This window comes from Lysobacter sp. Soil_C_59, assembly GCF_057656415.1.
In genome coordinates this window covers 588,851-615,268 of record NZ_JBDGKK010000001.1, presented here as the reverse complement: position 1 = coordinate 615,268, position 26,418 = coordinate 588,851, and the positions used below count along the sequence as shown (strand labels likewise).

The window sequence follows — 26,418 nt, the reverse complement described above, 5'->3', positions numbered from 1 at the left end:
GCGCGACAACGCATCCAGCATGAGGTTGATAAGGACATGCAGTACGGCACCGTGAAATGGTTCAACGACGCCAAGGGCTTCGGGTTCATTTCGCCCGAGGACGGCAGCGCAGATGTGTTCGCGCATTTCTCTGCGATCAACGCCAAGGGCTTCCGCAGCCTGCAGGAAGGCCAGCGCGTCAGCTACGAGCTGACGCAGGGTCCGAAGGGCGCGCAAGCGTCGAACATCACGCCGGTGGCGTGATCTGACGCAAGCCCGGCAATATCGGCTTGGAAGGCCCCGCATTGCGGGGCCTTTTTTTATGGGCGTCTGACTGCCGAGGGATGGCGTCCGCCGGGCCGGGGATCATGGGGCCTAGAATCCCCCCATGCCCGCGCCGGAGTCGAAGATGCCCCCGCTGCCGCCGTATGCCACGCATGTTGTCGAGAACCAGCCGCCGGAATTCGGACCGCGCGACCTGTGGCGTGACGACAGCGCGCTGTGCGAGGCGGTGGTGCGCGAGGGCGGCGGCGATTTCACCGATACGCTGGCGACCTACGGCGCTCTGGCCGGCGATGAGTTGTACCGGCTCAGCTTCGATGCCCATCGCGACCGCCCGCGCCTGCGCACGCACGATCGCTTCGGCCAGCGCATCGACCTGGTCGAGTTCCATCCCAACTACCACCGCATCATGCAGGCCGGGATCGAGCACGGTGTCGCCGGGCTGTCGTGGTCGCAACCGCGTCCCGGCGCGCATGTCGCCCGCGCCGCGCTGAGCTACCTGCACCACCAGGTCGAACCGGGCAGCAGTTGCCCGCTGACCATGACCCATGCCGCCATTCCGGTGCTGCGGCATGCGCCGGCATTGCACGAGTGGGCCGGCAAGGCGGCTTCTCCCTACTACGACCCGCGCGATGTCGGCATCGAGCACAAGCTCGGGGTGACGCTGGGCATGGGCATGACCGAGAAGCAGGGCGGCAGCGATGTCCGCGCAAACACCACCAGTGCCACGCCGCTGGCCGCGGAAGGCGAGTACCTGCTGGTCGGGCACAAGTGGTTCTTCTCGGCGCCGATGTCAGACGGTTTCCTCGTGCTGGCGCAGGCGCCGGCCGGGTTGAGTTGTTTCCTGTTGCCGCGATGGCGCCCGGACGGTCGCAAGAACGCATTCCGCCTGATGCGGCTCAAGGACAAGCTCGGCGACTGGTCCAACGCGTCATCTGAAGTGGAGTTCGCCGACGCCTGGGCCTGGCGGATCGGTGACGAGGGGCGCGGCGTGGCGACCATCATCGAGATGGTGATGCTGACGCGCCTGGACTGCATGCTCGGCGCTGCCGCGGAAATGCGCATGGCGCTGGCGCAGGCGATGCATCACACCCACCACCGTCGCACCTTCGGCAAGCGCCTGGTCGAGCATGCGCTGATGCGCAACGTGCTCGCCGACCTGGCCATCGAGGCCGAGGCGGCGATCACGCTGTCGATGCGGGTCGCCCGCGCGGTCGACCGCTCCGCGCACGACCCGAAGGAGGCCGCGTTCGCGCGCATCGCCACCGCTATCGGCAAGTACTGGATCTGCAAGCGCGCGCCGGCTTTCGTCAACGAGGCCCAGGAGTGCCTGGGCGGTGCCGGTTACGTCGAGGAATCGATCATGCCGCGCCTGTACCGGCAGGCACCGCTCAACTCGATCTGGGAAGGCAGCGGCAACATCCAGTGCCTGGACGTGATGCGCGCGCTGCAGCGCGAGCCGCAGACCGGACAGGCCCTGCTGGCCGAGCTCGAGGCGGCCGCGCACCTGGATCCGGACTTCGACGCCGAGTTGAAGGAGCTGCGTCCGGTCCTGGTCGGCGAGGCCGAAGTGCCGGAGGTCGAGGCACGGCGCTGGGTCGAAGCGCTGGCATTGGCCCTGCAGGCCAGCCTGCTGCTGCGCGATGGCAGCCCCATGGCGGAGCCGTTCTGCTGCAGCCGCATCGGCGGTGACCATGGCAATGCACTGGGAACCTTGCCGCGCGATTTCGACTTCGCGCCGCTGATCACGCGTGCCTGGCCGACAGGCTGATACCTAGCGTTCGCCTCGGATGCGTTGCAGCTGCGCACGCAGCAAGTCTGCATGGGCATCGAGCGCGGCGCGGTCGGGCGTTGCCGGCGCCGTCGGGTAGACGCGCAGGAAATCGTCGTCGGGCATGCGCGGATGGATATGGATATGCATGTGCGCGACCTCCTGGAAAGCGGCTTCGCCGATGGAGTGCCACAGGCTCAGTCCCTTGTTAGGGAATGTCTCGCCGACCGCGCGCGTCACCAGTGACACCGTGGCCATCAATGCCGCACCAGTGGCCGGGTCGAGCTCGCGGACATCATTCAGGTGTCGGCGCGGAATCACCAGCGTATGGCCGGCATGGAACTGGCGAAGACCAATGAAGGCCATCGTCAGCTCGTCCTCGAAGACGATGCTGGCCGGTGCCTGGTAGGCGGCGATGGCGCAGAACGGACAGTCGGTCGTCGTCATTCAGTCCCTGGTTTTCGCGCGCGCGAAAGTGCGCTGCAAAACACTACCAAATTCCGATTCGCGGTTCGAAGCTGCGGCTCTTGCTGTTGTGCGTCGCTCGTACGCTGATGCTGCCGGGGACGAAACTCTTGCCCTTGTAGTCGACGTCCATGCTGAGCTGGTCGACGAGGCCGTCGTTGCGCAGGGAAAGCAGGGTTTCGATCACCAGGTCCATCATTTCCGGGATGCCCGGCGGCACGTAGATGAGGTTGTACGCCTCACGCGTACCGCCGAACTCCTCGGGGAACAGGGTGATCTCGAACAGCATCCCCTGCCGGACCAGCGCCCGCGCGATCTCAAGTGAGCTGACGTGCGAATAGTCCGCCGCGGTTCTCGCTGTGCGGCGCGGCATCGCAATGCCCGTGGCAATGCCCTTGACGATGCCGGTCGCCGGTTCGATGGCGTTCGAAGTGAACTTCATGAGCACCTCCGCGCGGTTCGAGACCGAGGTCAGGGTGCATCCGTGCCATCGGGAAACGAATAAGAATCGTCTCAAACGTGACGACGCCAGCGCGTCGTCCGGGCAAAGCGGGGCTCAGTCCAGGAACTGCAGCCTGGCCAGCTCCGCGTACAGGCCGTCCTGTTCCAGCAGCTGCGCGTGCGTGCCTTCGGCGACGATGCGGCCGTGGTCCATCACGACGATGCGATCGGCTTTCAGCACCGTCGCCAGGCGGTGCGCGATGACCAGCGTCGTGCGCCCTTCCATCAGCGTTTCCAGTGCCTTCTGCACCGCACGTTCGCTCTGCGCGTCGAGTGCGCTGGTGGCCTCGTCGAGCAGCAGGATCGGGGCGTCCTTGAGCAGTGCGCGGGCGATGGCGATGCGCTGCTGCTGGCCGCCCGACAGGCGCGCGCCGCGTTCGCCCAGTTCGGTGTTGAGGCCGTTGGGCATGGCGGCGACGAAGTCCGAGGCGTGCGCCGCGGCGACCGCGTGTTCCACCTGCGCGTCGTCGGCATCGAGGCGGCCGTAGCGGATGTTCTCGCGCGCGCTGCTGGCGAAGATCGTCGGCTGCTGCGGCACCAGTGCGATGGCCTCGCGCAGGTCCGGCAAGGCCAGCTGGCGGATGTCGATGCCATCGATGCTGACGCGGCCCGATTGCGGGTCGTGGAAGCGCAGCAGCATCGAGAACACGGTGCTCTTGCCAGCGCCCGAAGGCCCGACCAGGGCCACGGTCTCGCCCGGGCGCACGCGCAGGCTGAAGCCCTCGAGCGCCGCCGTGTTGGGGCGTTGCGGGTAATGGAAAGTGACATCGTCGAAGTCGATGCTGCCTTGCAGCGGCACCGGCAATGCGGTCGGTTGCGACGCCGAGGCGACCGCGGTCTCCTCGACCAGCAGTTCGCTGATGCGGCCCATGCCGCCGGCGGCACGCTGCAGCTCGTTCCACACTTCGGCCAGGGCGCCGACGGAGCCGCCGCAGAGCAGGGCATACAGCACGAACTGTCCGAGCGTACCGGCGCTCATGCGACCGGCCAGCACGTCGTGCGCGCCCGACCAGAGCACCAGCGTGATCGCACCGAACACCAGCATGATTGCGATCGCGGTGACCCAGGCCTGGGCCTGGATGCGGCGCCGGGCGGTGTCGACGGAGGTTTTCACTGCGACACCGAAGCGTCCCTGTTCGTAGGGTTCGCGTGCGTGTGCCTGCACCGTGCGGACCGCGCCGAGGGTTTCGTTGGCCAGCGCATTGGCGTCGGCGATGCGGTCCTGGCTGGTGCGCGAAATCTTCTTCAGGCGACGGCCGCCGACCACGATCGGCAATACGGCCAGCGGGATGCCGACCAGCGCGAACGCCGCCAGGCGCGGGCTGGTGACGAACAGCATGGCGATGCTGCCCAGCACGGTCACCGAGCTACGCAATGCCACCGACATGCTCGAGCCGACGACGCTGCGCAGAAGTTCGGCGTCGGCGGTCAGGCGCGACACCAGTTCGCCGCTGCGGTTGCGGTCGTGGAAGCCGGCATCGAGGCCGATCAGGTGGGCGAACAGTCGCTGGCGCAGGTCGGCGACGACGCGTTCGCCCAGCAGCGACACGAAGTAGAAGCGCGCGGCCGTGGCCAGCGCCAGCGCGACAGCGACGGCGAACAGCAGCAGGAAGGCGCGATCGATGGCGCCGCCGCCCTGGGTGAAGGCCTGGTCGATCATCGTGCCGAAGGCCTTGGGGAAGGTCAGCGTCGCGGTGCTCGATGCCGCCAGTGAGACCAGCCAGGCAACGAACAGGGCGCGGTGCTGGCGCACGAACGGCCACAGCGTGCGCAGGTTGCCGATGGGGGCCTTGCTTTGGGTAGCGTCAACGCGGGCATTCATGGCGATCGGGTCACTCACATGTCAGGGAGTTCGTCGCCGAAGCGCACCCGGTCACGAGTGGCGTCGCGGAGCCTGACTTTCAAGGGCGACAGTTGCTCCGAGGGTAACCGCAGGCGCAGCTGGGCGCCGTTCGCATCGAAGCGCTCGTCGAGCTTTTCCGCGGCGTGGGCGGCGATGGCGGCGTGGACCGCGCCGGTGTCGTCGAAGGAATAGTCGAGTTCGACGACGACATGGACGACCAGGATCCGCCGGGGCGCCAGCCGCAGGCACTCGGCCGCGCTGCCGCCATAGGCGCGGACCAGCCCGCCGGCGCCAAGCTTGATCCCGCCGAACCAGCGCGTGACGACACCCACGACCTGGTCCAGGCCCTGGCCGTCGATGGCGGCCAGGATCGGACGTCCCGCGGTGCCTGCCGGTTCGCCATCGTCGTTGAAGCGATACTCGCTGCCGATCCTGTAGGCCCAGCAGTTGTGCGTGGCGGCGGGATCGCCAACCTGTGCAATGAAGTCGAGCGCGGCCTGCGGCGTCGTGACCGGTGCGGCGTGGACTATGAAGCGGCTGTGCTTGACCTCCAGTTCGAAGGAGGTCGGTGCCGCCAGTGTTGCCGAAGTCATCGCGTCGGTTCGGCGAGCGCGCGCAGGTCGTCGGGCAGGCGCACGCGCGGATACGACTTGCGGAACTGCTGCAGGCTCTGGCGGGCGCCATCGAGGTCGCCGTCGTCGCGGCGGTCGCGGATGCGTTGCAGCCATTGCGCCGGCGCCAGTTCGCGGTCGTCGCGCACCGGCATGTCGGCCATCCTGATGCGGCTGCCGGTGACTTCGATGCGGTCGAGCGTGCTGCCGGATGCCGTGTCTTCCGCCGCCATGGCATCCGCCGGGGCGGCCGCTGCGCGGTCCGCCGCGACAACCGAAGCTGCCTGTGAGCGCAGTTCGCGATTTTCGTCGACCTGCTTGGCTGCCTCGTTTGCCGCGGTCTTGCGCTGCATCGCGGAGGCCGCGGCGCGCTGCCGCTGCTCGCCTTCGAATACCGCGGCGGCGGCGGGCGCAGCCGGCGCCGGCGCCGCGGAGTAGGGCATCGAATCGCCGCGCGCGCCAGACGCCGCGGTCTCCGGCACGGAATGGGTTGCCGGATCGACCGCCTCGTCGAGGAAGTGTTCTGGTGCCTGACCTGGTGCCGGCGCCGCTGTCGCAGCCGGTGCCTCCTTCGCTGCGACGGCTTCCGCGCGCGCCGGCGCGGCCTCCCGCTTGGCCATCGCCGGCGCCTGCAGGGCGCGCGCGGGTGCCGGCGCGTCGGCGGCCGGCGGCGGTGGCGCTGGGGCGGCTGCCGGCTCGGGCCGCTCGATCACTTCAGCGGTAACAAAACCAAAATCGCCAGCTTCATCGCGCGGCGCCCGCGGTGCCGGGGCCGAGGGCCGCAGCTGCCAGACCACGCCGACGGCCAGGGCCAGCACCGCCGCCATGCCGGCACCGGTGACCAGGGTCGCCGGCACGCCGGTCAGCGCCAACCAGCGGCGGTTGCGTCGGGGTGCCACTGCCGCGTGCGCGGCGGCGAGGATCTTCGCATCGAGCGCCGGCGAGGGACCGTCGCGCGGCCCCAGTCGCGCCAGCCGGTCGGCCATGGCGCGCTCTTCAGGGGTCAGCGGTTCGTCGAAAGGATGGCTCATGGGTCAGTCGCTCAGCTCGCCGGCGTCATCGCTCAGTCCGGCGCGCAGCTTGTCCATTGCATAGCGCAGGCGCGATTTGACGGTTTCCCGGCCGACGCCGGTGATCTCGCCGATGTCCTCCAGGCTCAGTTCCTGCTCCAGGCGCAGCAGCACCACCTCGCGTTGCTCCTCGGGCAGCGCCGCGATCGCCAGCTGCAGGCGCCGGCGTTGTTCGAATTCGGACAGTTCCCGCTCCGGGGTGGTCGGGTCGGGCACGCGTGCGGCGCGCTCGTCGCCGTCCTCCGGAGCCGCCGGGCGGTGCTTGAGACCGCGCCAGTGGTCGTTGAGGCGATTGTGGGCGATGCGGAACAGCCAGGTCCTGAACGCGGCGTCGGGCTTCCAGCCCTGTCGGGCGGCGATGACCCGCTGCCAGACGTCCTGGAAGAACTCGTCGGCGAGGGCGCCGTCGCGCAGCTGGCGCAGCAGGAACCGGTACAGCGGGCCGCGGTGGCGGGCATAGAGGGTTTCGAACGCAGCCGTGTCCCCGCCGGTCCAGGCCAGCATCAACAGGTCGTCGCTCGGATCCTCGCCCGCATTCATGCGCGGCAGCGTACGGGCTGGAGGCGCCGGCGGGAAGCGGCAGGGCACAAAAGAAAGTTGCTGGGCCAGGTCCATATCGGATGAACGGATCGCAGTTCGCGACGGGGTTGATCCACGCATGGCCGGCGGCGCGCTATCCTTCGGCGTCCGACCAGGGGCCCCATCCGCAGTGTCCAATCGCAGCAGGCCAAAGGCCGTTCGAATCGTCGATGCCGGCTACGGTCGCGATTCGCTGGCTGACACCCTGCAGGAGGCCCTGCCGCCCGGCGCCGAAGTCGCCGTGCTCTGGCGCGATCCGAACACGGGAATTTCCGCAGGGTCCGCCTCGCCGGGTGCCACCAGCGCACTGGCCAGTCGCGCCGAGGTGCTGCTGCAGCGCAGCCCGGTCGGCCACCACTCGCACCGCATCGAGATTGCCTGGACCACGGCCGAGGGCGTCCGCGTGGCGATTGCCGCGCAGTTGCCCGGGCCGATTGCGGCCGAAGTGCGCGAGATCTGGCTGGGGATGGCCCAGCGCGTGGTCGTCTCGCACCTGGTCGCATTGCGCACGCTGGCTCGCGCCGAGTCGCTGGAGAAGTCCGAACGGCTGCAGCAGGCGCTGTTCGAGATCGCCGACCTGGCCGGTTCCGACCTGGAACTGGCCGACATGCTGCGCCGGATCCACACCGTCGTCGCCGGGCTGATGTACGCGGCCAATCTCTACATCGTGCTGTACGACGATGTCCGCGACAGCCTGCGCTTCCTGTACTTCGCCGACCAGGTCGACACCTACGTCGCCGAACCCGAGCGCGACATCGCCATCGACGACATGCCCAACAGCGTGACCGTGGCGCTGCTGCGCCATGGCGAGCCGCTGCAGGGTCCGTCGGAACTGATCCGCGACCGCCTCGGCGTCGCCCGCGACGCCCGCCACGGCCCCGACAGCGAGGACTGGCTGGGCGTGCCGATGCGCCGCGAAGACCGCATCTGCGGCGCGATCGTGGTGCAGAGCTACGACCGGCCGGACGTCTACGGCGAAGAGGAGCGGGCACTGCTGTCGTTCGTCGCCCAGCACATCCTCACCGCGCTCGACCGCTTCCACGCCCGCGAGGAGCTTGAACGCCGCGTCGAGGAACGCACCCAGGCGCTGCAGCTGAGCAACCGCGACCTGCAGGCCGAGATCATCGAGCGCCAGCGCGCCGAGCGCCTGCAGCGGGCGTTGTTCCGCATCGCCGAACTGTCGATCACCTCCGAAACGCTGGAGCGCTTCTACACCCAGGTCCATGACGTAGTCAGCGACCTGCTGTACGCGCGCAACTTCTACATCGCGCTGGTCTCCGATGACGGCGAGGGTCTCGAGTTCCCGTACTCGATCGACGAACGCGACGCCAACCGCGTGGCGCGCAAGCTCGCCTCCGGCCTGACCGAGTACGTGATTGCCCGGGGCCGCGCGCTGCTGGCCGACCGCAAGCGCATCGCCGCGCTGGAATCGCAGGGGCTGGTGCGCAGCCGCGGCTCGCTCGCGCATTGCTGGCTTGGCGTGCCGCTGTTCCACAATGAGTCGGTGGTGGGCGTGATCACCGTGCAGAGCTACTCGCCGGCGATCAACTTCAGCGTCCGCGACCAGGAACTGCTGACCTTCGTCGCCCACCACATCAGCATCGGCCTGGCCCGCAAGCAGGCGCAGGACCGCCTCGTCTCGGCCCACGCCGAGCTGGAGCAGCGGGTCGATTCGCGCACGCGCGAGCTGGCCCAGGCCAACACCGAGCTGCTGGCGCAGATCGGCGAGCGCCTGCGCGTGGAGCAGCAGCTGACCCACCAGGCGATGCACGACGCGCTGACCGGGCTGCCCAACCGCAGCCAGCTGCTCGACCGTCTGGCCCAGGCCATCGCGCGGGCACGCGGCGAGCAGCAGACCACGTTCGCGGTGCTGTTCCTCGACCTGGACCGTTTCAAGCTGGTCAACGACAGCGTCGGCCATTCCGCCGGCGACGAGCTGCTGGTCGAGGCCGGGCGCCGGATCGTGGAGGCCGTCCGCGAGGACGACACCGTCGCGCGCCTGGGCGGCGACGAGTACGCGATCCTGATCGAGGATATCGACGGCCCCGAAGTCGCCGAGGAACTGGCCCAGCGCGTGCTGCGCGCATTGGGCGAACCGTGCTGGATCGCCGGACGCGAAGTGTTCCCGTCGGCCAGCCTCGGCATCGCCCTGTGGCATCCGCGCTACCGCACCGGCGCCGAGCTGCTGCGCGACGCCGATGCCGCCATGTACCGGGCCAAGGCCGCCGGACGCGACCGCTGCGCGGTGTTCGACGAGGCGATGCGCGAGGAGGCCGTGCGCATCCTCGACCTCGAGGCCGATCTGCGCCGTGCCATCAACGGCGACGGCTTCGTCGCCTTCTACCAGCCGATCGTGCGCCTGGACGACCACCGCGTGATCGGCCACGAAGCGCTGCTGCGCTGGCGCCATGAGCGCCGCGGCCTGCTGACGCCGAGCGAGTTCATCGGCGTGGGCGAGGACAGCGGCCTGATCGAGGAAGTCGACTGGATCCTCTACGGCCAGGTGATGGAAGAGCTCGCCCGTGGCGGCGAGGGCTACATCTCGGTCAACGTGTCGCCGCGCCATTTCCGTTCCGGCGATTTCGCCGACCGCCTGCTGCGGATGATCGACCAGGCCGGCGCCGACCCGCACCGCCTGCGCATCGAGATCACCGAGGTCGCCCTGCTCGACGACGTGCCGCGCGCGCTGCGCATGCTGCGTACCCTGCGCAGCCACGGCGTGCTCGCCCAGCTCGACGACTTCGGCACCGGCTTCTCGGCGCTGTCGTACCTGCACCGGTTCCCGATCGAGTGCCTGAAGATCGACCAGAGCTTCGTTTCCGGGCTGATCGGCGACGCCCAGCCCGAGAGCGTTGCGGTGGTCCGCGCGATCCAGGCGCTGGCCGGCACCCTGGGCATCCACACCATCGGTGAGGGTGTCGAGACCGAAGCCCAACGCGCGGCCCTGCGCGAGCTCGGTTGTACGTACGGCCAGGGCTATCTCTTCGGCTATCCAGCCGAACGCGTCCATACCCAGGCCCTGCTGCGCGCCGTCAGCGGCTGACGACAGCCGCCATTCCCAGCCTGTGACCGCCCCCGACCCATCCCGGTCGGGCAGGGCGGCTTCGCCATGGCCGGCAATTTTCATGCCGCCAAAGAAAGCAAAGACAAACGACGCATTCCATGAATGGGGAGCGTGGCCGCCGATTGTTCCGTTTTGTCAATCGAAAAATGGCGGTTTCGTAAAACTCGCGTGAAAGTTGCATTAAAAATGTGAGGTACGTCACAAAACGCAGAATTAATGAAGGTGAACGCTGCGTTAACCGTTGACCCGGCCATGTGCCTGAAGTCATGGTCGCCAGGCCCTACGGGGCAATTCCATTTGCTGAATTTGGGGGAAATGTGTCTAAACGTTCATCCATGAACCGCAATTTGCGGCGCAGCGCGCTTACCGTGGCGCTCGGCGTGTGCTTCGCCTCTTCCGGCGTCCACGCCCAGTCCACCGCTGGTGCCGTGTTCGGTCAGGCGACGGCTGGGGAGACCGTCGTCGTCGAGAACCCGGCAACGGGCTTCCGTCGCGAGATCACCGTGACAGGCGATGGCACCTATCGCGTGCCGGCTCTGTCGCCGGGCCAGTACCGCATCACCCTGCAGCGTGCCGACGGCACGACCGCCGTCCGCGAAGGCGTCGCAGTCAACGTTGGTACCGGTACCCCGGTCAACTTCGCCTCGGCTGCCGGCGGCTCGGCCACCACCCTCGACAGCGTCGTCGTGGTCGGTGCCCAGGCGGTGAACCCGATCGACGTCTCGTCGGTCGAGTCCACCACCATCCTGACCGCCGCCCAGATCGCCAAGATCCCGGTGCTGCGTGACGCCACCTCGGTCGCCCTGCTGGCTCCGGGTACCGTCCGCGGCGACAACGCCTTCGGCAACCTGGCATCGTTCGGTGGTTCCTCGGTCGCCGAGAACCAGTACTACGTCAACGGCTTCAACGTCACCAACTCGTTCCGCGGCCTGAACTTCTCGAAGATTCCCTTCGAGGCAGTGGCAGAGCAGCAGATCAAGACCGGTGGCTACGGCGCCGAGTTCGGTCGTTCGCTGGGCGGCGTGATCAACCAGGTCACCAAGCGCGGTACCAACGAGTTCGAAGCCGGCGCGAACGTGTTCTGGCTGCCGGAAGGCCTGCGTGAAGACGTCGAGAACACCTACTACTCCAACCCGCTGGTTCCGGGCGACATCGGCAAGCTGCGCCAGGACAACTCCAAGGACAGCGACGGCTCGTACAACACCAGCGTCTGGGCTGGCGGCGCGCTGATCAAGGACAAGCTGTTCGCCTGGGGCCTGCTGTCGTACAGCAACCAGGAACAGGACATCTACAACAGCGTCGTCTCCCGCCAGAACTCGACCGACAAGATCGACGGTCCGACCTGGTTGTTGAAGGTGGACTGGAACATCAACGACAGCAACAAGGTCGAGTTCACCGCGTTCTCGGACGAGCAGGACACCACCAGCGCCCAGTACCTGAACCCGCTGGCTTCGCTTGACCGCGGTGCGCTGATCGGTACGTCGTACCTGGAAACCGGTGGCGAGAACTACATCGCCCGCTACACCGGCTACCTGACCGACTCCTTCACGCTGTCGGCGCTGTATGGCCACAGCGAGTTCTCGCGTTCGCGCCACCTGGTCACGGCCAACGGCACCAACGTGCAGTACGGCGGCGACCTCAATGTGCCCGCCACGGGCTGCCCGGTCATCACCGACGCGCGTCCGGGCTACCGCACCGCCCGCACCGGCGTCTACGCCAGCTCGTGCAACATCACCGGCGGCTCGATCGACCGCGTCGACTCGGGCGACACGCGTGACGCATGGCGTATCGACGGCGACTGGCAGATCGGCGACCACCAGATCGGTTTCGGCTACGACGCGGACGATTACGAGTCCATCGCCGGCCAGTCGATCGAAGGCGGCCGCTTGTGGCGCTATTCGACCAGCGTCGGTCCGGACGGCGTGGCGAACACCGCCGACGACTTCGACATCGTCCGCGAGCAGATCGTGACCCAGGGTTCCACGGTCAAGGTCAAGCAGCACGCGATCTACGTCGAGGACAACTGGAACATCACCGACAACTTCCTCGCCTACATCGGCGCGCGTTGGGATACGTTCGAGAACCTCAACGGCTTCGGCCAGAGCTACGTCAAGATCGAGGACCAGTTCGGTCCGCGCCTGGGCTTCTCCTGGGACGTCAACGGCGACTCCACGCTGAAGCTGTACGGTAACGCCGGCCGCTACGCGCTGCCGCTGACCCCGAGCGTGGCCGTTCGTGGCGCCAGCGCCTCGCTGTTCACCCGTCGCAACTTCAACTTCACCGGCGTGGATCCGGCGACCGGCGCACCGATCGGGCTGACCCCGCGCGGCGCGTTGCAGTACGTCAACGGTGAGTTCGGCGAGCCGAAGAACCCGGCGACGATTGCCGCCACCAACCTCGACCCGATGTACCAGGACGAGTTCATCCTCGGCTTCCAGAAGCAGATCACCGAGCACCAGAGCATCGGCGCGCGCGGTATCTACCGCAAGCTGAAGGCGGCCATCGACGACAACTGCGATTACAACCCGATCGTCGAGCAGGCCATCGCCGATGGCTTCGACCCGGTCCTGCCGAGCAGCGGCTTCCCGTACTGCCGCATGTTCAACCCGGGTGCTGATTCGGTGTTCCTGACCGACCTGGAAGACAACGGCACGCTCACCGAGTACACCGTCCAGGGTGACCTGCTGTCGCCGGAAGCCAAGCGCAGCTACAAGTCGCTGGAACTGTTCTGGGATGGTGGCTGGGAGAAGTTCTTCTTCCAGGCTTCGTACACGCTGGCATGGAACAAGGGCAACACCGAAGGTGGCGTCAAGTCGGACATCGGCCAGGCCGATACCAGCGTGACCCAGGACTTCGACTACAAGGAACTGGCGGTCGACTCCTACGGCTACCTGCCGAACGATCGTCGCCACAGCCTGAAGGTGTTCGGCAACTATCAGTTCAACGATGAGTGGTCGGTCGGTGCCAACGTGCTGGTGCAGTCGGGTCGTCCGATCAACTGCCTCGGCGTGCTGTATCCGTATCACGGCGGTGTCCACCCGTACGGTTCCTCGTTCTTCCGTTGCGGCACCACCGAAGCCGGTGGCGTCAACGGTCCGGCCGAGGCCATGCCGCGCGGTACCGCAGGTCGCCTGCCGTGGACCAACTCGATCGACTTGAACGTGGCCTACTTCCCGAGCTGGGCGACGGGCCTGCAGTTCAAGATGGACATCTTCAACGTGTTCAACAACCAGAAGGTCACCTCGGTGACGGAAGTGGCAGAGGACGCGACCACGGGCGCACCGCTGAACACCTACCTGCTGCCGCGTACCTTCCAGGCACCGCGCCAGTTCCGCTTCATGGTGCAGTACGACTTCTAAGATTCAAGTTCCATTATTTCTCTCTCACGGCCGCCGCAAGGCGGCCGTTTTTTTTGCGGAAAGCCGCATTTTCCGGTCCATGGAGCGTTGTGTGCGCAACGGTTGCCGCTATGCTTGAAGCGTTCTTCCGATGGCGGATCTATGCAGGCTGTTCTTTCAGAAATGTGGGGCCAGGCGCAGCGGCTCGAAGCCGAAGGTGCCTGGGATCGGGCAGGGCGCGTGTACGAGGACATGCTGGCCAGGGAGCCGCACCACGTGCCGGCGCAGTTGCGCATGTCGCGGCTGGCGCAGTTCGGCGACCGCTACTGCGCGGCGCGGGAGCATGCACTGCGCGCAGCCGACGCGGTGCGCCTGAAGGCCAGCACGCGCAATGCAGGTTATGTCACCGGGCGCTTGCTGGAGTTCGCCGAGGAGGCGGAAGTGGCCTCGGTGATTCTGTCGGCCGACTGGTCCGATCCAAACATCCTCCAGCAGTCGGCGGTGCTGGCCCAGCATCTGTGGCTGGCGGGGCGCTATGAGGACGCGCTGCGCTTCCTCGATGCCATCGCTCGTCACGTGCCGGCCCACCCGCTGCTGTCGTTCACGCGTGGCAACGTTCTGCGCTTCCTGGGCGACATGGCCGGTGCCGAGCAGGCGTACGAGGCGGCGCTTGCGCTGTCCCCCGGTTTTGCCGATGCGCACTGGGCGCTCGCCACCCACTCCCGTGCGAGAGTGCCGATGCAGCGTGTCCCGCGCATTCGCCAGGCGCTCTCGCGCAGCCCCGCCGGCGGTATCGAACAGGCCCACCTTCTGTACGCGCTGTTCCACGAACTGGATGCTGCGGGCGAGGTCGACGAGGCCTGGCAGGCACTGGAGCAGGGCGCGGCGGTCATGCGCAAGCGCCTGGCCTATGACGCCTCCGCCGAAGCGGCCTACCTGCAGGCGTTGATGCGCCTGCCAGTGCCGCCGGCCTCCGAGGCGGTGGCGGCGCAGGCACTGGCGTCGAGCGAACGCCCGTTGCCGGTTTTCATCGTCGGCATGCCGCGCAGCGGCACTACGTTGCTCGATCGCATCCTCGGCAACCACGGCTGGGTCGATTCGCTCGGCGAGCGCAACGATTTCCAGATGGCGATGAGCCAGGCATCCGACCACTTCTTCCACCGGACGCCGGCCAGCCTGGAGCGGGTGACGCAGGTGGATGCGCGGGCAGCCGGCCATCTTTTCCAGCAGCGGATGCGATTGCTCGCGCCGGGACGTCCGTGCGTGCTCGACAAGAATCCGCAGAATTTGCTGAACATTCCGTTGATCCTGCGGGCGCTGCCGCATGCGCGCATCCTGTGCCTGCGTCGCGATCCGATGGATGCCTGCTTCTCCAACCTCAAGGAGTTGTTCCAGGGCGACGCCTATGCGTACAGCTACAGCCTGGACGACCTGGCCGAGCACAGCCGCCATGCGCAGCAATGGATGCAACACTGGCAGGATGCGGCTCCGCACGCAGTGCGCGTGGTCGACTACGAAGCACTGGTGGCCGACCCGGAGGCCGTCGCAGCGCAGCTGATCGAGTTCATCGGATTGCCGGCGCAGGCCGGTCTGTCCGACATCACCCGCAACCAGGCGCCCGTCGCGACTGCGAGCAGCAGCCAGGTGCGTGAAGGCATTCACGGCCGCGGGGTCGGTGCGTGGAAGCGCTATGAGCGTCAGCTGCAACCGCTGCGCGAAAGGCTGGGGGGCTGAGATGTCGAATGTTGCACCCTCCGCGCTGCAGGCGCTCATAGCGAAGGCCGAATCGCTGGCCGAGAGCGAAGACCTCGACGGCGCCATCGCCGCGTTCGAGCAGGTGCAGGCGCTGCGGCCCAACGAGCCATACTCGCTGATACAGCTGTCCTACCTGAATTCGCTGCGTGGCCGCTATCGGCGTGCAGAGACCTGTGCGATGGCGGCAGCGGCCAGCGGCACCACCGACCCCAGGCTGCTTGCCGAACTGTTACCGCGACTGCGTACCTTCAACCAGGTGCCGGCGCTGCAGGCCGCGATCGATCGCGCCAAGCCCATGTCGCGCATGCCGATCCCGCTGCTGATCGCCGCGGCCGCGCAACTGAGTTACGTCAATCTTCCCGGTCGCGCGATCGCCTTCCTGGACGAAGCCAAACGTGCCGACCCGGATTATCCGCCAACGCTGCTGGCGCGGGCCCAGGTGCTGACCTACCTGGGCCGCTTCGCCGAGGCCGGGCAGGACATCGAGCGCAGCCAGCGCCGCGCGCCCGAGATCGCCCAGGGCTACTGGCTGGCGGCATGGGTGCGCAAGCAGACGGACGAGAGCAATCACGTTGCGGCCATCGAGCGGGAGCTGCAGCGGCCGGGGCGATCTGCCGAAGACATTGCGCTGCTGTCGTTCGCACTGCACAAGGAGCTCGACGACCTCGGCCGGCACGAAGGGGCCTGGCACGCATTGATGCGCGGATGCGGGGCCAAGCGCTCGCGACTGAACTACGACACCGCGACCACGGCCAGCCTGTTCGATGCGCTGGCGAAGTTCGAGCCTGCGGCTCCGGTCGCGGATCCGGGGCAGGGCGAGAGCGCGCAGCCGATCTTCATCGTCGGCATGCACCGGTCGGGCACTACGCTGCTGGAGCAGCTTCTGGACGGCCATCCCGAGGTGCGCGGCCTTGGGGAGCTTTACGACTTCACCAGCGCGATGCGCCATGCCACCGACCACCACTGCCGTGGCGTGATCGATCGCACGCTGGTCGAGCGCGCATCTTCGGCAGACCTTGCCGCCGCCGGGTCACGCTACCTGGACAGCGTGAAGTGGCGAGCCGAGGGTCGGCGTTGCTTCACGGACAAGCTGCCATCGAACTTCCTCAACATCGGCTTCATCGCCCATGCCCTGCCGCAGGCGAAAATCCTGCACATGGTCCGCGACCCGGTCGAGACCTGTTTCTCGAACCTGCGCGAGCTGTTCTCCGAGGCCAACGCGTACAGCTACGACCCGATCGAGCTGGCCGACTACCACCGCCATTACAAGCGCCTGATGGCACGGTGGCACGAGCGCTTCCCGGGCCGGATCCTCGATGTGCAGTACGCGAAGCTGGTCTCCGACCCGGAGGCCGAGCTGCGGCGTGTTGCCGATTTCTGCGGGCTGGCGTTCGATCCGGCCATGCTCGAGATCGGTTCGCGAAGGCGCGCGGTGGTGACCGCGAGCGCGGTGCAGGTGCGTGACAGCATCCAGGTGCGTGAGCGTCCGAAGTGGGCGCCATACGCGCAATGGCTGCAACCGATGGCCGAGCGTTTGCGCGCCTGATCCGATGTCGTAGGAGCGAGCTTGCTCGCGATCGGGCCTTGCCGCGGTTGATACGCCCGATCGCGAGCAAGCTCGCTCCTACGCGGGGGTTACCGGCCCAGGCCGATGCGGGTCTCCTGGTTCGGGTCGATCTGCGCCTGCGCCAGCTTCATCAGTGCCACCAGTTCGGCGCGTTCGCCATTCGGATCCCGCCCCTTCGCCGCGGTTGCCGACTTGATCATGGCGTCCAGGCTCCAGCCGTCCATGCGGCTGCCGCCGCGCAGCGCATCGGCGAAGCCGGCGACGGCGCTGGCCAGGCGCAATGATTCGCTCGGACTGCCGGTCACTTGCGAGGCCAGTACCGGCGTTTCGATGAGTCGGCTGCGATCCTGGCCCGGCAGCTTGTAGCGCAGGCGCAGGTGGGCGATCTCGCTGCCAAGGTCCGCCTTCGCCGTCTGCTCCGACGCGCCATAGCGCAGCGAGCGCACGCGCTGGGCCGATGAGGAGACCGGCGTGATCTCGTACAGCGCGGTCACCTGGTGGCCGGCACCGATGTCGCCGGCATCGACCTTGTCGTTGTTGAAGTCTTCCCGCTGCAGCACGCGGTTCTCGTAGCCGATCAGGCGGTACTCGGCGACCTGCGCCGGATTGAACTCGATCTGGATCTTGACGTCGCGTGCGATGGTCATCAGCGTCGAGCTCATCTGATCGACCAGCACCTTGCGTGCCTCGCGCAGGCTGTCGATGTAGGCGTGGTTGCCGTCGCCCACATCGGCCAGCTGCTCGGCCATCTCGTCGTTGTAGTTGCCACTGCCGAAGCCGAGCGTGCTCAGCGCGATGCCGTGCTTGCGCTGGTCGCCGACCAGCGTCTCCAGCGCGTTCTGGTCGACCGTGCCGACGTTGAAGTCGCCATCGGTGGCGAGGATGACCCGGTTCACGCCCTTGTCGATGTACGCCTGCCGCGCCATCGCGTAGGCGAGGCGGATGCCGTCGCCACCATTGGTGCTGCCGCCGGCATCGAGGCGGTCCAGGGCCGCCAGGATCTCGCCATGGCGATCGCCCGGCGTGGGCGGGAGTACGAGTCCGGCGCTGCCGGCGTAGACAACGATCGAGACGCGGTCCTGGCTGCGCAGCTGCGGCACCAGCTGCCGAAGTGCGGCCTTGACCAGCGGCAGCTTGTCGGGCGAATCCATGGAGCCGGAGGTATCGATCAGGAACACCAGGTTGGACGGCGCCAGCGTCGCCTTGGGCACGTCATAACCCTTGATGCCGACCATCAGCAGCTGACGCTGCGAATTCCACGGTGCCACCGCCAGTTCGGTGGTTACGCGGAACGGCACTTCGCGCGTTGCCGGGGCAGGGTGGCCGTAGTCGAAGTAGTTGATGAACTCTTCCGCGCGAACTGCGTCCGCCGGCGGCCGTTCGCCTTCGTTGAGCATGCGGCGCACGTTTGCGTAGCTGCCGGTGTCTACGTCGACCGAGAAGGTCGACACCGGATCTTCCGCGGCGCGACGCACGGGATTGTCGGTGATCTCGGCATAGCGTTCGGTGTTCACCGGTTGCTGTTGCGCCGGCATCGCCATGGGCATCGAAGGTGCGTAAGCGATCCTCGAGCCGGTGACCTGGATCGCGTCGAGCGTCGCACCGGGAGCGGGTGCCGGTGGCGGTGCCAATGACTTCATCGCTGCCTGCTGGCGCTGGCGCCTGGCATCGGTCGTGCCAGCGTCCTTGGCCGCGACGGCTTGGGCATTGCCGGCGATGGCGGCGTCGGCTGCCATTTCGGCAGCAACTGCTGCCGGCTCCGCGGCCGCATCGACACGTTCGACCTGCGCCGAATCCCTGGTTGTGTGACAGGCGGACAGCGCCAGCGTGACGGCCATGAGCAGGGTGGGGCGGACGACGGGAGTGCGCTTCATGTTGCTGTCTCCGGTTGGGTTGCAGTGGCCAACGAGCGGAGTGATCGAATGGGGTTAAGCCTTCACGGAATTCTTCCGCGCGCCCCCATGGGCCGGAAGTGACGGTGACCAATGGCGGAGGGGCAACACCTCCCATTCACCCGATGCAGCAATCGCATTTGCCCGCGTTGTGCATAAACGCGCAGACGCAATCGCGCATCCAATCCCACGTATCCCAGAAGTTGGTATGACCTTTCGAACTGGTGGAGACGCGACGGTCACGCGCAGGATTGAAACCGCCGGTTACGTCTCACAGCTCCCTCTCATCAGCTCCCCCCGCGTCTTCGACGCTTTTGCTGGAGGTACCTGCCATGACCCGTTTCATGCCTTCCCCCCTGAAGCACGTCCTGCCCCGTTGCGCGTTGGCAACGGCCGTATTCCTCGCCGCGTCGTCGGCAGCGGTCGCAGGTTCACCACACCTTGTCTATCTGCCGTCCACCGAGGCAGGCGTTGACCACGCAGCCATCGTGCAGGCGTTCGAGGACCAGGGATTCGAAGTCAGCACGTTCGCCTATGCGGGCGAAAAGCGTCTTGCTTATGCGCAACGCATCGCCGACGAAGTACGAGGTCTGATGGCCAAGGGCGTTGCTCCGGAGGAGATCAACGTAGTGGGCGCAGGCACCGGCTCCAAGATTGCCACTCTGACATCCGCGCTCGTCGGCAACCGACACGTCAACTATGCGCTGCTGGGCCAGTGCGATCCGGTGATGAAGGCCAACTACAACTTCCGCATGAGCGGCCGCGTGCTCGGTATCCACGATGCCAACGACAGCACGTCGCTGTCGTGCCGGTCGCTGTGGGGTGACTCGCCCAAGGTCAGCGAGCGCCAGGAACTCGTGCTCAACAGCGGCCATGGTGCGGCGCTGTTCCACGAGCCCAGGACGGAGTGGCTGCAGCCGGTGACCGAGTGGGCCACGGGCGGCGAAGTCAGCATCGGCGAGACCAGCATCGGCAAGGTCGACGAGCCGGCGCCGTCGCCACGCAAGTAGTACCTGGTCAACGGTCTGGCAGGCCTCGACACGCCTTCTCCCTCAGTCGGGAGAAGGTTTGTCGTGCCGGCATGCGCGGTCTTGATCAGCCTGCAGCGTCGCGAATCACCAGCAGGCGTTGCTCGGTCATGTCTTCGATCGCGTAACGAACGCCCTCGCGACCGAGGCCCGAGTGCTTCACGCCACCGTAGGGCATGTTGTCGACGCGAAAGCTCGGCACGTCGCCGACGATGACACCACCGACCTCGAGGCGATCCCAGGCGCGCATGGCATGGTCCAGGCGCCCGGTGAAAACACCGGCCTGCAGGCCGAAGTCGCTGTCGTTGACCTGGTCGATGGCCTGGTCGAAATCGTCGAAGGGTTCCATCAGCGCGACCGGGGCGAAGGCCTCCTTGCGGTACAGGTCGCTGTCATGGGGCACGCCCTCGAGCAGCGTCGCCGGCACCATGTTGCCGCTGCGGTTGCCACCGGCCAGGCGTCTTGCGCCGCCCTTGCGTGCGGCCTCGATCCAGCTGTCGACGCGCTTGGCCGCGGCTTCGTCGATCATCGGGCCGATGAAGGTCTTCTCGTCGCGCGGATCGCCCATCGGCAACTTCGCCACCGCCGCCTTGAGTTTCTTGCGCAGCTTGTCGTAGATGGCCGCGTGCGCGTAGATGCGCTGCACGCTGATGCAGCTCTGGCCGCTCTGGTAGTAGGCACCGAATACCAGGCGTTCGACCACGCGGTCGAGCGGCATGCCCGGGTCGTCGTCGATGATGCAGGCGGCGTTGCCACCCAGTTCCAGCGTGACCTTCTTGCGACCGGCTCGGGCCTTGAGGTCCCAGCCGATCAGGCCGCCGGTGAAACTCAGCAGGGCGATGCGTTCGTCCTCGACCAGCTGCGCTGCATCCTGGGTCGAACAGGCCAGCACGGAAAACGCGCCACGGGGCAGGTCGGTCTCGGCCAGGATCTCGGCAATGATCAGCGCGCCGATCGGTGTCTTCTCCGAGGGCTTGAGTACGAACGGGCAACCGGCAGCCAGCGCCGGTGCGACCTTGTGCGCGACCAGGTTCAGCGGGAAATTGAATGGCGTGATGAAACTGCACACGCCGATCGGCACGCGCTTGACCATGCCGCGGTAACCGCGCGTGCGCTTGGAGATCTGCAGCTCGATCACCTCGCCATCGATGCGCGTCGCCTCGCCGGCGGCGATGCGGAAGGTGTCGATCAGCCGGGTGACCTCGCCGCGCGCGTCGGCGATGGGCTTTCCGGCCTCGATGCACAGCGCCAGGGCGAGTTCGTCGAAGCGCTCCTGGAAACGCATGACGCAATGTTCGAGCACGTCGCGTCGGGCGTCGGGCGGGAAGGCAGCGACCGCCTCGCGTGCCTGGCAGGCCGCCACGATCGCCTTGCGTACCGCCGTCGCGTCGGCCAGGGCAACGCGGGTCGCGCGTTTGCCGCTGAACTTGTCCAGCACGTCCAGGTCGGTATTGGCCGCGACCGGGCGATTGGCGAGGTAATAGGGATAGCTGGCCATCAGGCCGGAGGCGGCGCGCTTGGGCTTGGCCATGTCGTTCTCCGAAGAAGAAAGGGGGGTGACTACTGCAGGGCGGCGCTCAACTTCGGGATCTCTTCGTTGAGCAGGCGGTCGTCGTCGCTGTAGTCGATGGGCACTTCGATCAGGTCGATGCCCGGGGTGTCCAGTGCACGCTGCAGCATCGGTGCGAACTCGTCGGCGGAGGCGGGGCGATGACCGCGCGCGCCGTAGCTTTGCGCATAGTGGACGAAGTCCGGATTTCCAAGGTCCATGCCGAAGCTCGGATAGTGCTCGTGCGCCTGTTTCCACTTGATCATGCCGTAGGCATCGTCACGCAGGACCAGCACGGTGATGTCCAGGCCCAGGCGAACGGCGGTTTCGAGTTCCTGCGAGTTCATCATGAAGCCGCCGTCGCCGCACACCGCGAGCACGCGCCGGTCCGGGCAGACGATGCGCGCGGCGATCGCCGAGGGCAGGCCGGCACCCATGGTCGCCAGGGCGTTGTCGAGCAGCAGCGTGTTCGGTTCGCGGCAACGGTAGCAACGGGCGAACCATAGCTTGTACAGACCATTGTCGAGGCAGACCACGTCGCGCGGACCCATGACCTTGCGGACGTCGGCAACCAGCCGCTGCGGTGCCATCGGGAAGCGGTCGGCATCGCTGCGGTCGACCAGGTTGGCCAGCAGCGCGGCGCGCACCCGGTCGAAGAAGCCGAAGTCCCAGTGCGGCTGCGCCGACAGCACCTCGCCGAGTTGCCAGACGGTGTTGGCGATGTCGCCGACGACTTCGATCTGGGGGAAGTACACCGCGTCGACCTCGGCGGACTCGTAGTTGACGTGGATGACGGTGCGGCGTCCTTCGCGCATGAAGAACGGCGGCTTCTCGATCACGTCATGGCCGATGTTGACGATGCAGTCGGCGGCATCGATCGCGCGGTGGACGAAGTCGTGATCCGACAGCGCGGCATTGCCGAGCCACAGCGGGTGCAGTTCGTCGATCACGCCCTTGCCCATCTGCGTGGTGAAGAACGGGATGCCGAGCTTGTCGATGAACGATCGCAGCTGCCGCGCGGTGGTCTTGCGGTTCGCGCCGGCGCCAATCATCAGCAGCGGATGGCGCGCCTGGCTGATCGCGGCGGCGGCGTGGGCGATGGCCTTGTCGTCGGCGATGGGGCGGCGCGAGAAGGAGCCTGGAATCACGCGCGCACTGGTTTCATCGCCGGCGATGTCCTGCGGCAGCTCCAGGTGGGTGGCGCCAGGACGTTCTTCCTCGGCCCGGCGAAAGGCTTCACGCACGCGCGCCGGGATGGCGTCGGCGGAAACGATCTGGCGCGTGTACTTGGTCAGCGGCCGCATCGTGTCGACCACGTCGACGATCTGGAAGTGGCCCTGGCGGCTGGACTTGATCGGTTTCTGGCCGGTGATCATCAGCATCGGCATCGCGCCGAGCTGGGCGTAGGCCGCCGGCGTGACCAGGTTCGTGGCGCCGGGACCAAGCGTCGACAGGCATACGCCGGCTTTCCCGGTCAGGCGACCGTAGGTGGCGGCCATGAAACCGGCGCCTTGTTCGTGACGGGTCAGCACCAGGCGGATGCGCGAAGTGCGCAGCGATTCGAGCAGGTCGAGGTTCTCTTCGCCCGGAATGCCGAAGACGTACTCCACGCCCTCGGCTTCAAGCGCGGCGACGAACAGATCGGAGGCCTTGGTCATGCAACGCTTCCTCGGGCACGGTCCGCGCATCGTAGCGGGGGCCGTGTGGTGCGATGCGTGATGGTCTCAGTCGTCCTTGGGTTCGACCCGCACCTGCAATTGCCCATCGCTCAGGCGCGCGGCCAGCCGGTCACCCGGCGCCGCATCGAGCACGCTGCGCACGACCCGCCCGTCGGGATGCTGCAGGATCGAGTAGCCACGCGCGACGGTCGCCAGCGGGCTCACCGCTTCGAGTGAGCGGGCCAGGCCGCGCAGGTGCATCGCGTCCTTGGCCAGCCGGCGGACGATGGCGGCCTGCGGACGCGGGCTCAGCACCGCCAGGCGCTCGCGCAGGCGGGCGATGCGGCGTTGCGGGTGGGCGGCACGCAGCACGGCATCGGCATGGCGCAGGCGTGCGCGTTCGCGCTCCAGTTGCTGGCGCCAGGCGGCATTGAGGCGACGGAGGGCTTCGCGTTGGCGGCGGCCGAGCGCCTCCAGGCGCGCCTGCGGGCGCACTGCATTGAGGCGCAGCGAGGCGCGGTCGGCGCGCTGCATCGCCTGGCGCAGGCGTTGCATGTGCAGGTTGCGCAGGCGCGATTCCAGAATGCGCAGGCGATGCAGCAGGTCCTCGCGATTGGGCGCGAGCAGTTCTGCCGCGACCGACGGCGTCGGTGCGCGCACGTCGGCGGCGAAATCGCTGAGGCTGAAGTCGGTCTCGTGGCCGACCGCCGACACGATCGGCACCGGCGAGGCCGCGATCGTGCGCGCCAGGCGCTCGTCGTTGAAGGCCCACAGGTCCTCCAGCGAGCCGCCGCCGCGCGCCAGCACCAGCACGTCGTAGCGTGCCGAGGCGATGGCCCGTTGCAGCATGGCCACTATCTGCGCCGCCGCGCCTTCGCCCTGGACCTGGACCGGAAGCACGTCGGCCTCCACCAGCGGAAAGCGCCGCGCCAGCACGCTGAGCACGTCGCGCACGGCCGCCCCGCTGGGCGAGGTGATCACGCCGATGCGGCGGGCGAAGCGCGGCAGCGCTCGCTTGCGTTCGACATCGAACAGGCCTTCGGCGGCCAGGCGCGCGCGCAGTTCCTCGAACGCACGCCGCAGCGCGCCTTCGCCGGCCTCTTCCAGGTGGTCGAACACCAGCTGGTACTCGCCACGTGCCTCGTACAGCGTGAGGCGGCCGCGGCCGAGCACGCGCAGGCCTTCGCGCGGGACGAACTTCAGCCAGCTGCTCTTGGGGCGGAACATCGCGCAGCGCACCTGCGCGCGCGCGTCCTTCAGGGTGAAGTAAAGGTGGCCCGACGAGGGCTTCGAGACATTGCCCAGCTCGCCCTCGATCCACACCTGCGGGAACGCTCCCTCCAGCAGGTCGCGCGCCAGCGTGTTCAGCTGGCTGGGCGTCAGCACCTGGTCGGCGCGGCCGGCGCCGGAGGTCGGTTCGGTGGGGTAATCGTTCATGGAGAGCGGCAGGGCACGGCCGGCCAAGGTAGCGCAGGGCGGGGTGCAGGTCACGTTACAATGGCGACCATGAATTCACATGCTTCCGCGCCCTGCGCACACCCCGGCTTCGGCCCGCTCCCGCGACGCCTGACGCGCACCGTGCGCATCGGCGGCGTCGAGGTCGGCGGCGGCCAGCCGGTCGTCGTGCAGTCGATGACCAATACCGACACCGCCGACGTGGCCTCGACCACCAGGCAGGTCGCCGAGCTGTGGCGCGCCGGGTCGGAAATGGTGCGGGTGACGGTCAACACCGTCGAAGCGGCCGCCGCCGTGCCGCGCATCGTCGACAAGCTGGCGATGATGGGCGTGGAAGTGCCGATCATCGGCGACTTCCACTACAACGGCCACCAGCTGCTGACCGCCGAGCCGGCCTGCGCCGAGGTGCTGGCCAAGTACCGGATCAACCCCGGCAACGTCGGCTTCGGCAAGAAGAAGGACAGCCAGTTCGCTACCCTCATCGAGCTGGCGATCAAGCACGGCAAGCCGGTCCGCATCGGCGCCAACTGGGGCTCGCTCGACCAGGCGCTGGCCGCGCAGCTGATGGACGAGAACCACAAGCTGGCCGAACCGCGCGAAGCCGCCGAAGTGCTGCGCGAGGCGTTGATCCGCTCGGCGCTGGATTCGGCCGCGCGCGCAGTCGAGCTGGGCCTGTCGGCCGACCGCATCATCCTCAGCGCCAAGGTCAGCGGCGTGCAGGAATTGATCGCCGTGTACCGCGAAATGGCCCGCCGCAGCGATTTCGCCCTGCACCTGGGCCTGACCGAGGCCGGCATCGGCAGCAAGGGCATCGTCGCCTCCAGCGCCGCACTGGCCGTGCTGCTGCAGGAAGGCATCGGCGACACCATCCGCATCTCGCTGACGCCCGAGCCGGGCCAGTCGCGCACCAACGAAGTCATCGTCGCCCAGGAACTGCTGCAGACCATGGGCCTGCGCGCGTTCACACCGATGGTCACCGCCTGCCCGGGTTGCGGCCGCACCACCAGCACCTTCTTCCAGGAACTGGCGCAGAAGGTGCAGGAACACGTGCGCGCGAAGATGCCGGTGTGGAAGATCAGCCACCCCGGCGCGGAGAACCTGACCCTGGCGGTGATGGGCTGCGTGGTCAATGGCCCGGGCGAGTCGCGCCACGCCAACATCGGCATCTCGCTGCCGGGCACGGGCGAGGCACCCTCGGCACCGGTGTTCGAGGACGGCGAGAAGACCGTGACGCTGCGTGGCGAGAACATCGCCCACGAGTTCGTCGAGCTGATCGACCGCTACGTCGAGCGCAAGTACGGCGCGGCAGACGACGCAGCGCGTGCCGGCTGAAGGCGGCGACGCACTAACCCAGGAACTGCGCTACGGCGCAGGCGTGCTGCGCCGTTACGGCGGCCGGTTGCTGCTGGTGTTCATCGGCCTGCTGCTGCCGCTGTGGGGCTTCGCCGAGCTGGCCGACGAGATCCACGAGCAGGAAGTGATCGCGTTCGACGAACCGATCCTGCACTTCGCCCATGACCTGGCCCGCGAGGGCTTCGACCGCTTCTTCGTGCTGATCTCGCGGATCGGTTACCTGTGGGGCGTGGTGCCGGTCGACATTGCGCTGGTATTGGTGCTGACGCTGTTGCGCCGATACCGCGAGGCCACGTTCGCTGCGATCGCGCTGGGCGGTTCGGCATTGCTCAACATCGCGGCCAAGGCGGCGTTCGCGCGCGAGCGGCCATCGTTGTGGGATTCGATCGCGCCGGAGCACAACTTCAGTTTTCCCAGCGGACACGCGATGGGCTCGATGACACTGGCCTGGGTGCTGGTGCTGCTGACGTGGCGCACGCGCTGGCGCTGGCCAATGGTGGCGCTGATGCTGCCGTTCGTGTTGCTGGTGGGATTGTCGCGGGTGTACCTGGGCGTGCACTACCCGTCGGACATCCTCGCCGGGTGGGCCGCGGCGAGCGTGTGGGCGGTGGCGGTTTACCTGGTGGTGTACTGGGGTGGCTTGCGGCCGTGGCGCTGA

At 67.5% G+C, this 26,418-nt stretch carries 19 protein-coding genes; 9 read left to right on the top strand and 10 right to left on the bottom strand.

Annotated features, from left to right (window positions below; all coding sequences use genetic code 11):
• The first annotated feature begins 36 nt into the window (after window positions 1-36).
• Together AC3A3Q_RS02635 and AC3A3Q_RS02630 are read left to right on the top strand one after the other, a co-directional pair.
• Window positions 37-243 (top strand): cold-shock protein, encoded by a 207-nt coding sequence (locus tag AC3A3Q_RS02635; protein ID WP_158733706.1) that lies wholly within the window; start codon window positions 37-39, stop codon window positions 241-243.
• 124 nt (window positions 244-367) lie between these two features.
• Entirely contained in the window at window positions 368-2,032 is a 1,665-nt protein-coding gene (locus AC3A3Q_RS02630; protein ID WP_487584761.1) for an acyl-CoA dehydrogenase family protein, read from the top strand.
• 3 nt (window positions 2,033-2,035) lie between these two features.
• Here the strand turns inward: AC3A3Q_RS02630 and AC3A3Q_RS02625 are convergent, their stop codons facing one another.
• The 6 genes from AC3A3Q_RS02625 to AC3A3Q_RS02600 form a co-directional block, all read right to left on the bottom strand.
• Window positions 2,036-2,479, bottom strand: a complete 444-nt coding sequence (locus AC3A3Q_RS02625) for an HIT family protein (RefSeq protein WP_487584760.1) — start codon at window positions 2,477-2,479, stop codon at window positions 2,036-2,038.
• Window positions 2,480-2,522: 43 nt separating this feature from the next.
• Window positions 2,523-2,939 carry a hypothetical protein gene (locus AC3A3Q_RS02620; protein ID WP_487584759.1) on the bottom strand — a complete coding sequence of 139 codons (417 nt, stop codon included), beginning with the start codon at window positions 2,937-2,939 and terminating at the stop codon, window positions 2,523-2,525.
• 114 nt (window positions 2,940-3,053) lie between these two features.
• On the bottom strand, window positions 3,054-4,820 hold the full coding sequence (locus AC3A3Q_RS02615) for an ABC transporter transmembrane domain-containing protein (protein ID WP_487584758.1): 1,767 nt from the start codon (window positions 4,818-4,820) through the stop codon (window positions 3,054-3,056).
• A gap of 14 nt (window positions 4,821-4,834) precedes the next feature.
• Complete coding sequence (locus tag AC3A3Q_RS02610; RefSeq protein ID WP_487584757.1) at window positions 4,835-5,434, bottom strand: IMPACT family protein; 600 nt, start codon at window positions 5,432-5,434, stop codon at window positions 4,835-4,837.
• Entirely contained in the window at window positions 5,431-6,483 is a 1,053-nt protein-coding gene (locus AC3A3Q_RS02605) for a hypothetical protein (protein ID WP_487584756.1), read from the bottom strand. Before AC3A3Q_RS02605 ends, AC3A3Q_RS02610 begins: the two co-directional genes overlap by 4 nt.
• A 3-nt stretch (window positions 6,484-6,486) precedes the next feature.
• Window positions 6,487-7,062 carry an RNA polymerase sigma factor gene (locus tag AC3A3Q_RS02600; protein WP_487584755.1) on the bottom strand — a complete coding sequence of 192 codons (576 nt, stop codon included), beginning with the start codon at window positions 7,060-7,062 and terminating at the stop codon, window positions 6,487-6,489.
• Between the two features lie 169 nt (window positions 7,063-7,231).
• On the opposite strand from AC3A3Q_RS02600, the gene AC3A3Q_RS02595 reads away from it, so the two are divergent.
• From AC3A3Q_RS02595 to AC3A3Q_RS02580, 4 genes are all read left to right on the top strand, one after another.
• Window positions 7,232-10,144 (top strand): putative bifunctional diguanylate cyclase/phosphodiesterase, encoded by a 2,913-nt coding sequence (locus AC3A3Q_RS02595; RefSeq protein WP_487584754.1) that lies wholly within the window; start codon window positions 7,232-7,234, stop codon window positions 10,142-10,144.
• Between the two features lie 356 nt (window positions 10,145-10,500).
• Window positions 10,501-13,524: a TonB-dependent receptor gene (locus AC3A3Q_RS02590; RefSeq protein ID WP_487584753.1), complete on the top strand. Its 3,024-nt coding sequence runs from the start codon at window positions 10,501-10,503 to the stop codon at window positions 13,522-13,524.
• 162 nt (window positions 13,525-13,686) lie between these two features.
• Window positions 13,687-15,237, top strand: coding sequence for a tetratricopeptide repeat-containing sulfotransferase family protein (locus AC3A3Q_RS02585; protein ID WP_487584752.1), 1,551 nt, complete (start codon window positions 13,687-13,689; stop codon window positions 15,235-15,237).
• 1 nt (window position 15,238) lies between these two features.
• Window positions 15,239-16,804 (top strand): tetratricopeptide repeat-containing sulfotransferase family protein, encoded by a 1,566-nt coding sequence (locus tag AC3A3Q_RS02580; protein WP_487584751.1) that lies wholly within the window; start codon window positions 15,239-15,241, stop codon window positions 16,802-16,804.
• Between the two features lie 89 nt (window positions 16,805-16,893).
• Here AC3A3Q_RS02580 and AC3A3Q_RS02575 read toward each other — a convergent pair whose 3' ends face one another.
• Window positions 16,894-18,699 (bottom strand): vWA domain-containing protein, encoded by a 1,806-nt coding sequence (locus AC3A3Q_RS02575; RefSeq protein WP_487584750.1) that lies wholly within the window; start codon window positions 18,697-18,699, stop codon window positions 16,894-16,896.
• 362 nt (window positions 18,700-19,061) lie between these two features.
• Between AC3A3Q_RS02575 and AC3A3Q_RS02570 the strand changes: the two genes are divergently transcribed.
• Window positions 19,062-19,727 (top strand): hypothetical protein, encoded by a 666-nt coding sequence (locus AC3A3Q_RS02570; RefSeq protein ID WP_487584749.1) that lies wholly within the window; start codon window positions 19,062-19,064, stop codon window positions 19,725-19,727.
• Window positions 19,728-19,812: 85 nt separating this feature from the next.
• Here the strand turns inward: AC3A3Q_RS02570 and AC3A3Q_RS02565 are convergent, their stop codons facing one another.
• The 3 genes from AC3A3Q_RS02565 to xseA form a co-directional block, all read right to left on the bottom strand.
• Entirely contained in the window at window positions 19,813-21,276 is a 1,464-nt protein-coding gene (locus AC3A3Q_RS02565) for an aldehyde dehydrogenase family protein (protein WP_487584748.1), read from the bottom strand.
• 29 nt (window positions 21,277-21,305) lie between these two features.
• A complete protein-coding gene (locus AC3A3Q_RS02560; RefSeq protein WP_487584747.1) occupies window positions 21,306-22,952 on the bottom strand; it encodes an acetolactate synthase large subunit in 1,647 nt (548 codons plus the stop codon).
• A 66-nt stretch (window positions 22,953-23,018) separates the two neighbouring features.
• Window positions 23,019-24,389, bottom strand: coding sequence for an exodeoxyribonuclease VII large subunit (gene xseA / locus AC3A3Q_RS02555; protein WP_487584746.1), 1,371 nt, complete (start codon window positions 24,387-24,389; stop codon window positions 23,019-23,021).
• Window positions 24,390-24,458: 69 nt separating this feature from the next.
• Here xseA and ispG point away from each other — a divergent pair, with 69 nt between their 5' ends.
• A complete protein-coding gene (ispG, locus tag AC3A3Q_RS02550; RefSeq protein WP_487584745.1) occupies window positions 24,459-25,739 on the top strand; it encodes a flavodoxin-dependent (E)-4-hydroxy-3-methylbut-2-enyl-diphosphate synthase in 1,281 nt (426 codons plus the stop codon).
• Entirely contained in the window at window positions 25,729-26,418 is a 690-nt protein-coding gene (locus AC3A3Q_RS02545) for a phosphatase PAP2 family protein (protein WP_487584744.1), read from the top strand. Before ispG ends, AC3A3Q_RS02545 begins: the two co-directional genes overlap by 11 nt.